Origin of the sequence: Aquirufa ecclesiirivi (genome assembly GCF_011250515.1) — a bacterium.
GTDB classification, from domain to species: Bacteria; Bacteroidota; Bacteroidia; order Cytophagales; family Spirosomataceae; genus Aquirufa; species Aquirufa ecclesiirivi.
Genome location: NZ_JAANOP010000003.1, coordinates 257,809 through 273,100 on the forward strand (window position 1 = coordinate 257,809; position 15,292 = coordinate 273,100).

Annotated in this window: 12 protein-coding genes and 1 tRNA gene; 9 read left to right on the forward strand and 4 right to left on the reverse strand. The window is 37.8% G+C overall.

All coding sequences use genetic code 11. The annotated features are described in order from the left end of the window. Nucleotides 1-30 precede the first annotated feature (30 nt). Nucleotides 31-636: an FMN-binding negative transcriptional regulator gene (locus G9H65_RS06370; RefSeq protein ID WP_166374513.1), complete on the reverse strand. Its 606-nt coding sequence runs from the start codon at nt 634-636 to the stop codon at nt 31-33. 95 nt (nt 637-731) lie between these two features. Next, nucleotides 732-822, reverse strand: a tRNA-Ser gene (locus G9H65_RS06375). A 329-nt stretch (nt 823-1,151) separates the two neighbouring features. On the opposite strand from G9H65_RS06375, the gene G9H65_RS06380 reads away from it, so the two are divergent. Genes G9H65_RS06380 through G9H65_RS06390 form a run of 3 tightly spaced genes read left to right on the forward strand, consistent with a single transcriptional unit; the run spans nt 1,152 to nt 4,420 of the window. After that, nucleotides 1,152-3,242, forward strand: a complete 2,091-nt coding sequence (locus G9H65_RS06380; RefSeq protein WP_166374514.1) for a HEPN domain-containing protein — start codon at nt 1,152-1,154, stop codon at nt 3,240-3,242. Between the two features lies 1 nt (nt 3,243). Further along, nucleotides 3,244-4,041 carry a uroporphyrinogen-III C-methyltransferase gene (gene cobA, locus G9H65_RS06385; RefSeq protein ID WP_166374515.1) on the forward strand — a complete coding sequence of 266 codons (798 nt, stop codon included), beginning with the start codon at nt 3,244-3,246 and terminating at the stop codon, nt 4,039-4,041. Then, the gene (locus G9H65_RS06390) at nt 4,031-4,420 is read left to right on the forward strand and encodes a RidA family protein (protein WP_166374516.1); all 390 of its coding nucleotides are present in this window, start codon (nt 4,031-4,033) and stop codon (nt 4,418-4,420) included. The genes cobA and G9H65_RS06390 overlap by 11 nt, the downstream gene beginning before the upstream one ends. Nucleotides 4,421-4,513: 93 nt before the next feature. Here G9H65_RS06390 and G9H65_RS06395 read toward each other — a convergent pair whose 3' ends face one another. Together G9H65_RS06395 and moaA are read right to left on the reverse strand one after the other, a co-directional pair. Beyond that, nucleotides 4,514-5,497, reverse strand: a complete 984-nt coding sequence (locus tag G9H65_RS06395) for a bifunctional heptose 7-phosphate kinase/heptose 1-phosphate adenyltransferase (protein ID WP_166374517.1) — start codon at nt 5,495-5,497, stop codon at nt 4,514-4,516. A gap of 2 nt (nt 5,498-5,499) precedes the next feature. Next, nucleotides 5,500-6,480, reverse strand: coding sequence for a GTP 3',8-cyclase MoaA (gene moaA, locus G9H65_RS06400; protein WP_166374585.1), 981 nt, complete (start codon nt 6,478-6,480; stop codon nt 5,500-5,502). A gap of 80 nt (nt 6,481-6,560) precedes the next feature. Here moaA and G9H65_RS06405 point away from each other — a divergent pair, with 80 nt between their 5' ends. The 6 genes from G9H65_RS06405 to G9H65_RS06430 all read left to right on the forward strand — a co-directional run bounded on the left by G9H65_RS06405 (nt 6,561) and on the right by G9H65_RS06430 (nt 15,141). Continuing rightward, on the forward strand, nt 6,561-6,806 hold the full coding sequence (locus G9H65_RS06405) for a MoaD/ThiS family protein (RefSeq protein ID WP_166374518.1): 246 nt from the start codon (nt 6,561-6,563) through the stop codon (nt 6,804-6,806). Nucleotides 6,807-6,850: 44 nt separating this feature from the next. Then, nucleotides 6,851-8,746 (forward strand): NADH-quinone oxidoreductase subunit 5 family protein, encoded by a 1,896-nt coding sequence (locus G9H65_RS06410; protein ID WP_166374519.1) that lies wholly within the window; start codon nt 6,851-6,853, stop codon nt 8,744-8,746. Between the two features lie 21 nt (nt 8,747-8,767). Next, nucleotides 8,768-10,429 (forward strand): complex I subunit 4 family protein, encoded by a 1,662-nt coding sequence (locus tag G9H65_RS06415; RefSeq protein WP_166374520.1) that lies wholly within the window; start codon nt 8,768-8,770, stop codon nt 10,427-10,429. 7 nt (nt 10,430-10,436) lie between these two features. After that, nucleotides 10,437-10,796: a TM2 domain-containing protein gene (locus G9H65_RS06420; RefSeq protein ID WP_166374521.1), complete on the forward strand. Its 360-nt coding sequence runs from the start codon at nt 10,437-10,439 to the stop codon at nt 10,794-10,796. Between the two features lie 27 nt (nt 10,797-10,823). Continuing rightward, entirely contained in the window at nt 10,824-11,720 is an 897-nt protein-coding gene (locus G9H65_RS06425) for a hydroxypyruvate isomerase family protein (protein WP_166374522.1), read from the forward strand. A 154-nt stretch (nt 11,721-11,874) separates the two neighbouring features. Continuing rightward, nucleotides 11,875-15,141, forward strand: a complete 3,267-nt coding sequence (locus tag G9H65_RS06430) for a T9SS type A sorting domain-containing protein (RefSeq protein ID WP_166374523.1) — start codon at nt 11,875-11,877, stop codon at nt 15,139-15,141. Nucleotides 15,142-15,292 lie beyond the last annotated feature (151 nt).

The following is a 15,292-nucleotide window of genomic DNA, read 5'->3' on the forward strand; positions in this document are numbered from 1 at the left end:
ATTATATTAATAAGTCTCCAGCCTAGCGAACTATTTCTTTTTCATATAATCAGCAATTTGCCGTTCGTGGCTTAAGGTACTTTGCGACAATGCTTGGGCGATTTGTGCTTGCTCCTTTTCAGATCTATTCTGACTTATTTTCTTTTTAGCTTGAATTTCAGAAACTTCCATTTCGAAAGCGACTATTCCCTGGATCATATTCGATTTATAGGATTCGGATAAACTTGCCCATTGTGCTTGATAATCCTTCTCGAAAAAATTGATGCTTTCTTCCAAAATAGCTTTCGTTTCTTCCAAGGAATCCACCACTCTAGCTTTAGCATACAGATGTACTGTCATGTAATTCCAAGTGGGTACATTTTGCTCCTTCTCATAGTGTTTAGGAGAAATATAGGCATGAGGTTCTTGAAATATTAGTAAATTTTCTTGTGCTACTAAGTGCTTCCACTGTTCATTCGCCTTGGCAAAATGTGCGCGCAAAATAATCTTATTATCGCTCAGATGTGAAACAAAAGGTAGTTGAGTTGCTACCGGTCGACCGTGTATCATAGAGATAATCGTTCCAAAACTAAATTTTTGAATAAAGTTGATGATTTCACCTAAATCTGTCACTTGATTGATGGCAGGAATATACATAGTTCAACGGATTAATGTGAACAAATGTATTGATTTCAACTGTTTTAGTCTTTCTTAAAATAAAAAAAGACAAATCTGATCTAGATTTGTCTTGTTGGCAGAGGGGAAGGGATTCGAACCCTCGATAAGCTTGAGACCTATACACACTTTCCAGGCGTGCTCCTTCAACCACTCGGACACCCCTCTGTTTGGGAGGGCAAAACTAATCAATTCTTTTGAAGAATGGAAGTCTCAATTCATATCCTTTCCTTTTTAGTAGAATTTCAACTAATTTTTAAGAAACACGTTGCCTAGATTTCTTCAAAAAAGCCCTCATTGAATATGAGTAATGGCTAACAATGACATTATCGACAAATTTGGCCAAAAATTAACGATTCCTTTTAAAGATTTCAATGGAATTTTTTCACATTCTAATGAAAAATCCTTGGTCGAATAGCCTTGAATTTGTAATTTTGCTTAAAATCTATATATTATATAGAGTATATAAGATTTATATAAGATTAAAATACGCCATTATGCAAAGCTTCCGCTCAGAAATAGAAAATCCTATAGTAGAAAAAGACATCATTGATCTTGCTAATAAAATTGCTCAATTCCGAGCTGGTGAGATACATGAGGAGAAATTCCGTAGCCTTCGATTGGCTCGAGGTGTTTATGGCCAGAGACAACAAGGTGTACAAATGGTTCGAATTAAACTTCCATATGGAAAAATTAAGTTCAACCAGTGGAGACGCATTGCGGCTATTTCAGATGAATATTCGACTGGAAATTTACATTTAACAACGCGTCAAGATATTCAAATTCACTTTGTTTCTTTGGACCGTACACCTGAATTATGGGCTAAATTAGAACAAGACGATATTACCCTACGTGAAGCTTGTGGAAATACCGTTAGAAATATTACCGCCTCTCCTACCTCGGGTATAGATCCTTTAGAATTATTTGATGTGAGTGCCCACGCTGACACGGCTTTTCGATATTTATTGAGAAACCCGATTTGCCAAGAAATGGGAAGAAAAGTAAAAATCTCTTTTTCCAATACAGACGAGGATACTTCCCTGGCGTATTTGCATGATATGGGATTTATTCCTAAAATTCAACAAGGAGTGAAAGGGTTTAAAGTGGTAGTTGGTGGAGGCTTAGGTGCTCAACCGATGTTAGCTTATACGGCCTATGAGTTTTTAGCTGAGAACAAAATCATTCCATTCATGGAAGCGGTATTACGTGTGTTTGACCGTCATGGAGAAAGAAACTCTCGCCATAAAGCGCGCATGAAGTTTCTAATTCAAAAAATTGGATTTGAGGCGTTCATGGATTTGGTCAATGTCGAAACTAAAGCTTTAAAAAATCAGGTAGTAGATATTCCTAGCGATGGTATTTGGGAAGTTTCTATTCCAACAAAATTAGCCGACCTGGCGGAAGATGGTTCTGCTGAGTATCAAACGTGGTTAAGTTCCAATACCTTCGAGCAAAAGCAAGCGGGCTATTTTGGTGTTTATGTTCGTATTTTAAATGGTAATATTTCCAGTGATACTTCTAGAAGCATCATGCAAGCTCTGGAAGGATATATTGGTGATGACGTCCGTATTACCATCAATCAAGGTTTGTTATTCAAATTTGTTCCAAAACAAAACTTGGCTTATGTTTACCAAGTACTTAAAGACCATGTTTTAGCATCTCCTGGAGCAAATTCGGTAGCTAATATCACGGCTTGTCCTGGTACTGATACTTGTAATTTGGCTATTTCTGATTCTACCAATATTACGTCAAAATTAGAGGAAGTAATCTCTCAAGATTTTCCAGAGTTAATACATGATAGCCAGATGAAAATTAAAATTTCGGGTTGTATGAATGCTTGTGGACAACACAGCATGGCCAGCATTGGATTTCATGGCTCATCGTTAAAAGCGCCAGACAAACGGGTTCTTCCTGCTTTACAAGTTCTTTTGGGCGGAGCCACTTTAGGAAATGGAGATGGTAAAATAGCCGATAAAGTGATCAAAGTTCCTTCCAAAAGGGGCCCTGAAGTTTTACGCGTTGTCTTAAACAACTATGAAGAAAATGCCTTAGAAGGTGAATATTTCCATCAATACTACGATCGTCAAGGTGAGAAATATTTCTATACTTTGCTTAAACCCATTGCCGATTTACAAACACTAGTAGATGATGATTTCATTGACTGGGGAGCAGCTGAGGCCTTTCATACGGAAATTGGGGTGGGAGAATGCGCCAGTGTGATCATCGATTTAGTAGCAACATTACTATTTGAATCCGAAGAAAAATACGATTGGTGCAAAAATGCCTTAGAAGATAAGCGCTGGGCAGATGCTATTTATCACGCTTACAGTGTATTTGTTTCTGCTGCCAAGGCCTTGTTGTTAGATAAAAGTGTACAAGTTTCTACACAACATGCCGTTATTACGAAATTTGATGAACAGTATGTTCAAACAGGAGATTTTGAATTACAAGCAGATAGTTTTTCGGCTATAGTGCTTCAAATCAACCAACATGAACCTAGCGAAGTATTTGCGAAAGCTTATGCACAGCAAGCATTGAGCTTTTTAGAAACTGCTAGTTTATTCCGCCAATCAATCGCCAGTAATTAAGATGATCCAACAATTAAGTCGGTTTAAATCATTGGAACCTCAACCCAAACTGAGCGTGGTAGGGGCAGGACCTGGTGATCCTGAATTGATTACCTTAAAAGCCATCAAAGCCTTACAAAGTGCTCAAGTAGTTTTATTTGATGCTTTAGTAGATACTTGTCTATTGGATCACTGTTCAGAAGGCTGCGAAAAAATATTTGTGGGAAAAAAAGCGGGTGAAAGTCATTCGCAAGATGCTATCAATACCCTCATCATAAAAAAAGCTTATGAATTAGGCCATGTTGTTCGATTAAAAGGAGGTGACCCATTTGTTTTTGGAAGAGGTCAAGAAGAAATAGAATATGCCAAACAATTTGGCTTAATAACAGCTTATATCCCCGGCATTAGCTCATCTTATGCCGCAGCTGGAGCAGCGGATATCCCTTTGACTATTAGAGGTGTAAATGAAAGCTTTTGGGTTATGACGGGTACAAAATCCGATGGCTCATTAAGTAATGATTTACAGTTGGGTTTACAATCTACGGCTACCATCGTTATTTTGATGGGTATGCATCGACTAGCCGAAATTTCAAAAATTTGTCAAGAGGCTGGAAAAGCCAATATATCGGCTGCTATTGTTCAAAATGGTACCATGTCCCAACAAAAAGTAGGTCTTGGAATTGCGGGAGAACTTGAAAATTTGGCTAAAAATGAAGACCTTCGCAACCCAGCAGTCATTATCATAGGTGAAGTAGTTCGCTATGCTAAGAAAGATATCTGGGAAAAAGTATCACACCTAATTAATAAAAATGAGCAATAGAATATCCATTTCAAGTGGTTCCCCATTTGAAGACGTATTTGGTTACTGCCGTGCAGTAAAAACAGGAAATTTAGTGGAGATCTCGGGCACTGTGGCCTTAGTAGATGGCGAAAAAGTAAAAGAAGATGACTTGTATGCTCAAACATATAACATCATTGAGCGAATCGCTGTCGTGTTGGAAGAAGCCGGCTCATCCATCAATGATGTGGTTAGAACACGCATTTTCACGACAGACATGTCAAAAAACGCAGATATTGCCAAGGCTCACGTTCATTTCTTTGGAGCAATTAAGCCAACGACAGGTATATATGAAATTTCGGCTTTAATCGCGCCGCAGTATAAGGTAGAAATAGAATTCACGGCTTGGGTTAATGAATAGCTTATCAGTTTCCTGATACAATAATTCAAAAAATGGTCCGTTAGACAAACGCTGTCAAGGTTTGAAACCTTGCCAGCGTTGTAAAAAATGCCATTACATCAAGTGGCTTTGGGCCTCTTTTTTCAACAATTCTTTATCAATAGGAACTACACCTAAAGATTCACAAACTAGCCCTCCGCCCAAATTAGCTAAGGAAGCAATATGCCTTGCTGGTAATCCCAATGCTAGCGCACAAGCGGCAATAGAAATCACTGTATCACCAGCCCCTGAAACATCGGCTATTTGTCGAATATGCGCCGGTATACGTACTTGATCTTGCCCTAAGTCCATCAATACTCCTCTTTCTGATAGCGTTACAAACACCCCATCAAAACCTTGACTTTCTTTAAATTGATGAACTGTTTCCAATAATTTTTGCCCCTCCAAATCTTCAGGAAAAAGACCCAAGCCATCACGCAATTCATGTAAATTAGGCTTAAATAAAGTAGCTCCTCGGTAATTAAAAAAGTTGCGTTTCTTAGGATCTACCACGGTAGGAATACCCTGTTTTCTGGCCAAAGTTATTACTTCTTGAATGAATTGCTCGTTCAAAACACCTTTGTCGTAATCCTCAAAAATAATTACATCTATTTCCTTGATACAAGCTTTTACCTTCTCCAAAAGTGCTTGTGAGCTTGCCTGTTGCACGGATTTGTCAGTTTCTGAATCAACCCGCAACAATTGCTGAGAACCAGCTATTATCCTTTCTTTGATGGATGTAGTTCTTCCTTTTTCCTCCACAATTCCACTTAAAGAAATTCCTTCTTTCTCCAATAAGTATTTTAATTGTGCTCCAGCTTCATCATCTCCAACCACAGAAACTACCCAAGGTTTTGCACCTAAGCTGGCGATATTCATAACCACATTTCCCGCTCCACCCAGTCTAGCTTCTTTTTTTATTACTTGAACCACAGGAACAGGTGCTTCTGGAGAAATTCGACTCACCTTACCCCAAGTGTAAGCGTCAATCATTAAGTCTCCAATGACCAAAACCTGTAATCGATCAAAACCCTGGAAAATTTCATTCACTGTTTTCATAACTATCCGCCAATACTAGTCATAGACTCGTTTATAATTCCTTTTCTATTTTTTTCTGCTTCAAAACCATCCTTGGGTCTATTCCCAAATAAGGTAATGAATGTCTGTCTAATTTCTTCATCACTAACTCCCTGACGAAGAAATGCTTTTAAATCAAAAACCCCATCGTCATATAAACAGGTTTTCACCTCCCCCAAAGCTGTCAATCGAATACGATTGCAGGTTCCACAAAAAGTACGACTAAAAGCTGCAATTACACCAACATCCCCTTTGAATCCAGGTATTTGATAACGCATAGCTGTTTCCCCATAACTTAGGTCCATCGGCAGCATATTTCCAAAATGGGATTTCAAGTGATCAACAATTTTTATAAAATCCCATTTTATGATCGCAGGCCCTTTCCCCGATCCATTAAAAGGCATTTCTTCGATGAATCGAACAGAAATAGGATATTGCTCCGTTAATTGAGCCAAAGCAAGTATATCCTGCTCATTCTTTCCATCCATCACTACCGCATTGATTTTCACCTTAAAATCAGCCTCAACCAAACGCAACATAGCCGAATAAACCACATCAAAATCATCCCTACGTGTAATTTTATGAAAACGTTTCCTATCTACTGAATCTAGACTTAAATTGATCGAACGAACCCCTAATTTAACCAGCTGAGGAATATGCTTTTCTAATAAAACCCCATTACTAGTCAAACAAACTTCTAATCCTTCTAATCGACTAAGCTCTTCTAGGAATTCCATGATTCCCTGACGTATCAAAGGTTCCCCTCCAGTAATTCTAACTTTTCTTAAACCTAATAGGTACAATTGCTGTACAATCCTCAACATTTCTTCCCAGGTCAATAATTGTTTTTCGGGCAAATAATGGATTCCTTCTTCTGGCATACAATAAAAACAGCGCAAATTACATCGGTCTGTGACGGCCAATCGCAAATATGTCATTTCTCTACCATGATTATCATAGAGAATAGTGCGTGGAGAAGGTAAGCTTTGAGAAATATCCAATATATTTGTGTTATATACAAAGGTACAAAATCGACCTCAAACGAATGCCAAACTATCGAATTCTACTTTTTGGATTAACAAGAGATTTACTTCAAAATAAGGAAATTGTGGTGAGTTCTGAGAAAACATTAACCGCCTCACAGCTTTTAGACAAATTAAAATCCAATTATCCTTCTTTAGCCAAGCTTCCTTCTTTACGAATTGCTGCGGAACATCATTTTCCAGAAGCCCATTTTATCTTGAATGAAGGCATGGAAATTGCCTTAATTCCACCAGTTAGTGGCGGTTAAACAACAAAGAACTGTATATTTGCACATTAAACTCGTGTAACCCGATGGGCTTAACCCCCTTATTTATTGGCCTCCTCCTTTTCCCTTGGATTTCGGCCATGCTCATCGCAGCTTTTTCCAAAATTCTTACACGTTTACTTTCTTCCTTTTCAATCCTATTATCTTTTATCCAATTCATTGGATTGATATATTTTATTTACCAATTGCAAGGGAATCCTCATGCCATTCACTTACCCTGGTTTAGTTTAGGAGATTCGGTTTTTAGAGCTAGTTTTGAGGCTAGTTCATCCTCTCAAATAGTAGCTATTTTGGTTGCTACTGTAGCCTTTTTTGTACAACTTTTCTCTAGTTCTTACCTGAAGGATGAGCCTCATTTAGCCCGATATTACTTGTATTTACACTTATTTGCCGCGGCAATGTATGCTTTACTATTTGCGGATCAAATTTGGATATTTTACGCTTCATGGGAAATGGTGGGTGCGTGTTCATACTTATTAATCAGTTTTTGGTATCAAAAAGAAGTGGCCATCAAAGCCGCTAAAAAAGCCTTTTTATTAAACCGTTTTGGTGATATCGGACTGCTTATTGGATTAATCGGATTGTCGATCCATTTCGACACCATGGAATTTTCTAGCATGCAAATTGGTTCAGTAGGCCCTGCGCCTATTGCAATTGGCCTAGCTTTATTAGCAGGTGCCATAGGAAAATCGGCTCAGTTTCCTTTGATGTCCTGGCTCCCCGATGCCATGGAAGGACCAACACCTGCTTCTGCCTTAATTCATGCCGCTACTATGGTGGCAGCAGGTGTCTATTTAGGCATTAAAATCTACCCTTTTACGGGTGAAGATACTCATCTTTTCATGGCTGTCGTTGGAGCCATTTCTCTAGTGAGTGGTGCCATTTTTGCCCTATTCCAACATGACATAAAAAAAGCGCTGGCGTATTCTACCATTTCACAATTGGGTCTGATGTGGATGGGTATGGGATCTGATGCTTCGCTATTGCATTTAGTGGTACACGGTATTTTCAAAGCAGGTTTATTCTTAGCTGCTGGATCAGTTATACATTATTTACATCATCAAAAATCAAGTCATCATTTGGACGCCCAAAGTTTGAACCAAATGGGTGGACTTAGAAAACAGCTCCCTTGGACAGCACTCGGCTATGGTGTTTTTGCTGCTAGCTTAATGGGATTGCCTTTCACCAATGGATTTTTTAGTAAAGAAAACCTAGCTGGATTTCTTTGGGAAAACGCGCAAAATAGTCCTTTTTACCCCATTTATTGGACTTTATTAGCTTGCCTAGCTATCGGGATGCTGTTAAGTAATTGGTATATCAGCCGTCAATTCTACCTCATATTCATGGGAGAAAATCGAGCAAAATTAGCTTTGGAAAAATCCTCAAAGTGGGATTTATCTCAACATATTCCCGTGAAAATCTTAGCCTTGCTTAGTTTGTTTTTCTGGACAAGCTGGAATCCAATTCATACGCAGGAATCAAGTATTCTGAATTGGTTTCAAATAAAAACAATCGAAGTTCCATCCTTTTGGCTTATCATAACAGCCATTAGTTGGGTACTTGGTCTAAGTTTAACCTGGTTTAGTCGACATTGGATTCCAACAAAAAACTACCAGTTTTTGACAGCATTTTGGCCTTCTATTTTTCAATTTATTCCTTGGAAAGCAAGATGGACACATCGCATCGATATCCTCATATTGGATAAATTTTTAGTATGGCTAGCTCAGCTTCAAGTAGTAACTGGACACATCATTGCTTGGATGGATCAATCTTTGGTTGATGGTTTACTGGTCGGTTTCAGCACAAAAATGAGTCAAGTTTCAGGACAATTCTTAAGTAAGTGGCAATCGGGGAAAGTTCAGCAATATTGGATATTGGTATTTTTAACATTTGGTCTATTTTTACTGTACGTTTGGATGTAAAAGTCCTATTAAAATGAAATAATGGGTTTACCGCTACTATCATGTATTATTCTTTTGCCATTAATCGGATCCCTAGTGGCTGCCGTAGTGAAATGGGAAAATGGGATTAAATATTGGGCAACTGGAATTTCAGCCATTCAATTGCTAACATTAATTTATGCAGGTACAAAATTTGATCATTCTGCTACCTCATTTCAGTGGAATGAAGAATTAAATTGGATTCAATTACCTCTAGGGTCCCTTGGAGAATTTGTCATTAAATATTCCTTAGGCCTTGACGGTTTAAGTTTCTTATTGATTGCTTTAACGGGTTTTATTTCCTTTTTGGCGATCATCAACTCGCATAGCATTCAGGAGAAAAAAGGCGCCTATTTTTCATTGCTATTATTACTAAATGCCGCCTTAATGGGTTGTTTTTTATCCCGCGACTTATTCCTTTTTTATGTATTCTTTGAATTTATGCTCTTGCCCATGTATTTCCTCATTGGTATTTGGGGAGGACCAAGGAAAAACTATGCATCTATTAAATTCTTCTTATATACATTGATAGGCTCACTTTTTATCCTAATTGTCATGTTAGGCATCAGTTTAGCCTACATTGATCCATATGAGACAGCAAAACATTTGGGCTTAATTCAAGAAGGTCAAAACTTTGATTTGGAAGCGCTGAAAAATATTCAAACCGCCATAGCTAATAAAGAAATAGCCAACTTTGATTTGGTCCATAGCTTTGATATGCAAGCATTAAGTGATGTCAATAATTGTCAAACTACTAGTATTTTACATCCAAATTCAGGTTGGTTACTCAATGGCCTAAGTGCCAGAATGTGGGGATTTTGGCTATTATTCATTGGTTTTGCTATCAAGCTACCGATGGTCCCTTTACATACTTGGCTTCCCGACGCCCACGTGGAGGCTCCAACTCCAATATCTGTCATATTAGCGGGTGTATTGCTTAAAATTGGAGCTTATGGATGGTTAAGAACAGCTATTCCTTTTTTCCCTAAAGAGGCTTTGGAATCTGCCAATATCATGGCTGCACTTGGTGCCATTTCCATCATTTATGGAGCATATAATGCGCTAGCTATGAGTGATTTAAAGAAATTAGTCGCTTATTCTTCCGTTTCACATATGGGTTTTGTGCTCTTAGGAATTGCTTCCTTTCAGGCGGAAGGTTGGCAAGGCGCTATTTACCAATTAGTATCTCATGGTATTTTATCTTCTTTACTATTTTTAGTCGTTGGGGTCTTGTATGAAAGAACACATGATCGTCAAATAGATCATTACGCTGGCATAGCAAGTTTAATGCCTCGATTCACGTTGATTTCAGGTATTGCCATTTTTGCCTCTTTGGGACTCCCTGGATTTTCTGGATTTATAGGTGAATTTTTCAGTTTACTAGGAGCATTTACGAGCCCCTATATTCATCCTGCATGGGCTGTATTAGGGGCATTTGGTATTTTATTGAGTGCAGGTTATTTCTTATGGACCTTCCAAAAAGTCTATTTAGGTAAAACAAATCTCTTTAATACTGCATGGAAATTACCCGATTTAAATCGCTTAGAAATATTTAGTTTGTTTAGTCTTGGTATATTAAGCATCCTTTTCGGTATATTACCACAATTAATCTTGGATTGGTCCAAATACTTTGTTTCCAATTTCTTGACAACCCTACCTTACTAACAAGCCTATGAACCCTAGATTTTTGCCTTTAATTTCTCAATTAGAAATTGAAGAAATGATTGCCGTCAAACAAAAATTGAATGGCCTCAGTGACAGTCAACAAGAACAGTTTTTAGGCATTTACTTGGCTAGAAGAAGAGATACTTTATTGATACTCTTATGTACCCTCATGGGTTTTGTGGGTTTCGCAGGAATACACCGCTTTGTTACCAACCGAATCGGCCTAGGTCTTCTATATTTTTTTACAGGAGGTTTATTGCTGATTGGTACCATTGTGGATTTAATCAAATACAAAAAAATTGCCCTAAAATATAATATGAAAGTATTGGAAGAAACCAGTAGTTTGATTGGAAACTGGCAGGGTTAAAACTAATTAATTAAGAAAACCATTACGATGAAAACAACATTCACAAGAAGAGATGTCATTAAAAATTCCGCGGGATTGGCAGGTCTAGGTTTCTTGGGTAATTCCATGGAACAACGTTTTACTGAGGCGGACAAACAAGCTGGAATGGATTTAAAAGGAAAAGTTAACCACTCGGCTTGTCGCTGGTGCTATCAAACGATTCCTTTTGAAGAATTAGTCATGAATGCCAAAAAGATTGGCTTACAGTCCATTGAACTTACTGGACCCGATGAGTGGGATATTTTGAAAAAGCACGATATGACTGCTGCCATTGGTTGGGGTAAATATCCCGAAGGAATGGGACTTCCCAATTTCTTCAACAAGTTAAAAAACCATGATCAATTGGTCGCTTTTTATGAGGATTTAATCCCTAGGGCTGCTAAAGTGGGCGTTAAAAATTTAATTACTTTTTCCGGTAACCGTGATGGAATGAGTGATGAACAAGGCTTGTTGAATTGTAAAAAAGGCCTACAACGTATCATGAAAACGGCAGAGCGCCATGATGTGACGATTTCCATGGAATTACTCAACTCCAAAGTAAATCATAAAGATTATCAAGCTGATCACACCGAATGGGGTGCTGTTTTATGCGAAATGGTAGGTTCCGATAAATTTAAATTACTATACGATATCTACCACATGCAAATCATGGAAGGAGACGTAATTGCTACCATTAAAAAACATCATCAATATATTTCTCATTACCATACTGGTGGTGTACCAGGCAGAAATGAAATTGATGAAAGCCAAGAATTAAATTATGCAGCGATCATCAAAGCTATTTATGATACCGGTTATAAAGGATTTATTGGTCAAGAATTTATTCCAGCACGTGCCGATAAAATGGCCTCATTAGAGCAAGCCGTTAAGATCTGCGACATCTAATTGCCAAGCTATTGATATTTACGCAAGTTGTTGAAATCCAGCAGCTTGCGTATTTTTTTTATCAACAAGCTCATTATTTGATTTCTTCCTTTTTTAAGGCTTTTTAGCTTCTGAATTAATTTTTTGATTTGAACTCACATAACAAGAGTTCAAGATGAAAAAATATTATTTCTACTTACTACTCCTATTCATTAGCTGGGAAATACAAGGGCAATGTCCTATCATTCAATCTCAGCCAACCTCACAAACTGATTGTGATGGGAATAGTATTCGAATGATTGTCAAAAGTGATGGAGATCAATTCCAATGGGAAAAGAAACGACCAAGTGATAGTCAATTTAGCTCAATCTCAGGGGCTACCAATGCTCAATACCAAATATATCCCAGTGGAGGTACACTCCATCCCTCTGGTACATTATATCGAGTAACGATTAAAAAAAATACATGTCAGGTATATTCACAAGAGGCCAGTATCACCTTACACAGTATCACATCCATTGTAAATCCAAGCATTTGTGAGCGTGGCTCTGGTACTTTGATTCCTCAAATTCCCAATACATCATTGGCACAAGTTCAACAATATCAATGGACGAGGTCGGTGAATGGTGGCCCATTTGAGGATTTAGTGGATGATGCTATTTTTAGCGGAACCAAGAGTAAAGAACTTATCATCTCCAATGCGCCTTTAACAATAAACAGTCAAAAAATCAAAGTGCGTATTCATTTTTCTATTAGTCCTAATAACGATAATGAAGGTTCTTTGACGAATGAAAACCAATCGAGCACTTGCCCAAGAACATCTTCTGAAGTTAGCATTCAAATGAAAAATGCTCCCATTCCTAGCCATGCCTCTAATCTCTACAAAGGATGTATGGATAGCCCCATTTCGATAAATTCCACGGGCTGCTCTCCTTACAGTACTTATTGGTATGATGCTCAAGGACAAAAAATAGGCGAAGGAGCTCGCATTTCTGTCAATCTTACGGACTTATCTGCCCATCTATTTAAATCCACTTGTTATAAGAATGGATGTGAAAGCCTTTCTTCCCTGGGTACCTATGCACAAGCTTTTCCTATCCCTCCTGCGCCCATTAATAGTGGAACGCCGTCTCAAGTGTGCAGTGGATCAGTCATTAGCTTTAAAGCTTCTGGAGGAAGTAATAATTTATGGTACCTTAATTCAACGGATAAAAATACCATTAGCACCGCTACATCCATAAATGTAAGTCAAACCATGAATGTTGGGCAAGATATGTTGGAAATCACCCGATGGGTATCACAAAAAATCAATGAATGCGAAAGTCCAAAAACAGCCATAAAAGTGAATGTTTCTCCTTCCTTATTGGCAGATGCAGGCGAAAATAAACAACTAAAAGGAAATGAATTATACCAGACTAATTCTTTAATAACCGCTCTTAGAGGTAATCCCCCTTATCAGCATTATTGGTCTACAACTAACAATACACCAATCACATCATCTCAAGAAAGCAATCCTAACATAGGCCCATTTCGTTCATCTGGTTTCATCAAGGTCCAAGTCAAAGATCAATTAAATTGTATCGCTAAAGACTCCGTTTATATTCAGTGGGAAGATCAAGAAATACAAATTCCACAAGATAGTACCAGCCTTCCAGAAATACCTCAAGATACCACAGAAGTAGAAACACCAGATATTGGCGAAGACGATGGTGCTCAAATCCCAGATGATGAAGATGACACAGAAGAGGAAGAAGTAGAAAATAATAATGATGAAGGAACAGAGCAATCTAGTAGTCCACCTTGGTATGAAATTTCTTATACGATGGAACCATTATGCCAACAAGATGCCTATAGAATACAAGTTCAAGGTTGTCCAGGAAATGTCATGTACTTCAATCAATATGGACCAGAGTATATGAGAGCACAAGGCTCCGAATGGATTGTAGATGCTAGGTATGAACTATATATACAAATACGTTGCTCCGAGTCAAATAGCAATACCATCAATATGACTATACCCGTATTGAAAAAACCCAACATTCCCATCATCAAAAATTTTGAACGTTATGTTTGTCATGATCAAATTGCTCAAATTGAAATAGATCATACTTATAAAAATCAATTCATCGGATGGGAAAAAGACGGGCATTTTTTTTCAGAGGCTTTCATTTTACATCAAACTTTAGAATCAGGACAATACCAAGCGATCATTCAGCAAAACACATGTTTTTACCGTAGTGACATTTTAAATCTTGAGGTTCGATTTGCACCACCAGCATCAACCGTTATTGCCTCAAAATCGTCACTTTGCTTACAAGATAGTTCCATATTGAAAATGGAAAATCCATACCCTTATATCCGATGGAAAACGGGTGAAAAGAATAGTTTCATCCAATTTAAGGCAATAAAATCTGGCCAATTTGAATTCCAGGCTCAGGTAAGCCAAGATAATCAATGTTGGTCAGATTGGTCTGAACCTCATATTATTCAAGTACATGAAAATCCCATTCAACCCAATATAACGGCTTGGCCTGCACTTGGTTTTTGTCAAGGAGATTCCATCCAATTAAATGCCCCGAAGAATTTTCTAGGTTATCAGTGGAATAACGGGGTGACAACACAAACAAGCACTATAAAAAAAATAGGATGGTATTGGCTGAAAGTACAAAACCAATATGGGTGCTGGTCTAACCCGAGTGACTCCATTCAAGTCTATCATAATCCCGAGGAGCCCACTCCTATTGTTGAGGCAATTCCTTCAAGGCAGTTCTGCTCAGGCGAAAGCATTCAATTACTAGCAAGTCGTTCTCATGCTTACCTATGGAAAAATGATTCCACGGATCCAAGCATTCAAATTACTGATTCTGGAAATTATTGGCTTAAGACTCAAAATAAATTTGGGTGTTGGTCCAAAAGAAGTGAAGAAATCAGTATTTATCGGCGAGAAAACCCCTTAATACCCGCCGTTAAAAAATCGGGAAATTATTTTCTTGAAGCTATCAGTTTGGATCTACCAGATGAATATGAATGGAAAAAAAATAATCAAAAGTTAAGTGAATACCAGGCTTTGATCAAAGCTAAAGAAATTGGAGTATTTGAGGTCAGGGCAAAAAAACAGTATGACCTTTTTCAATCGGAAAGTCTTACATGTTATTCCCCATTTCAAAAAATAAGCATGACGATCCCAGAAGATCTGCAAGGAATATCCATTTATCCGAATCCCTCTAAGAATGGAATTTTACATCTAGAACTTTTAGAAGATATTCAAGGGGCAGAAGCCAAGGTATTTGACTTCTTAGGTAATGAAATCGTAAGCTACAACTTACCGCCAAGTTCCAAGCCCATCAGCCTACAGCTACCCGACCTCCCTGCTGGAACCTATATTTTAAAAATCATTGCTCCAAATTACAGCAAAGAGAAAATGATTATCCTTAGTCGATAACTAAGGATGAAACTGACTCTAACAAAATATAGTAAATAATCCCACGTCTATTTTTAATAAAAAGAGGTTGCCTGTAAAGGACAACCTCTCTTTCATTTATTCAAAGGCTTATTAAAGATTTGCTTGAAATGATCTACTGAATTTGAACATG

Bases quoted from the DNA above. Each gene is read 5' to 3' on its own strand.
- G9H65_RS06370 (WP_166374513.1), bottom strand. From the start codon at position 636: ATGTATATTCCTGCCATCAATCAAGTGACAGATTTAGGTGAAATCATC.
- G9H65_RS06380 (WP_166374514.1), top strand. From the start codon at position 1,152: ATGCAAAGCTTCCGCTCAGAAATAGAAAATCCTATAGTAGAAAAAGAC.
- cobA (WP_166374515.1), top strand. From the start codon at position 3,244: ATGATCCAACAATTAAGTCGGTTTAAATCATTGGAACCTCAACCCAAA.
- G9H65_RS06390 (WP_166374516.1), top strand. From the start codon at position 4,031: ATGAGCAATAGAATATCCATTTCAAGTGGTTCCCCATTTGAAGACGTA.
- G9H65_RS06395 (WP_166374517.1), bottom strand. From the start codon at position 5,497: ATGAAAACAGTGAATGAAATTTTCCAGGGTTTTGATCGATTACAGGTT.
- G9H65_RS06405 (WP_166374518.1), top strand. From the start codon at position 6,561: ATGCCAAACTATCGAATTCTACTTTTTGGATTAACAAGAGATTTACTT.
- G9H65_RS06410 (WP_166374519.1), top strand. From the start codon at position 6,851: ATGGGCTTAACCCCCTTATTTATTGGCCTCCTCCTTTTCCCTTGGATT.
- G9H65_RS06415 (WP_166374520.1), top strand. From the start codon at position 8,768: ATGGGTTTACCGCTACTATCATGTATTATTCTTTTGCCATTAATCGGA.
- G9H65_RS06420 (WP_166374521.1), top strand. From the start codon at position 10,437: ATGAACCCTAGATTTTTGCCTTTAATTTCTCAATTAGAAATTGAAGAA.
- G9H65_RS06425 (WP_166374522.1), top strand. From the start codon at position 10,824: ATGAAAACAACATTCACAAGAAGAGATGTCATTAAAAATTCCGCGGGA.
- G9H65_RS06430 (WP_166374523.1), top strand. From the start codon at position 11,875: ATGAAAAAATATTATTTCTACTTACTACTCCTATTCATTAGCTGGGAA.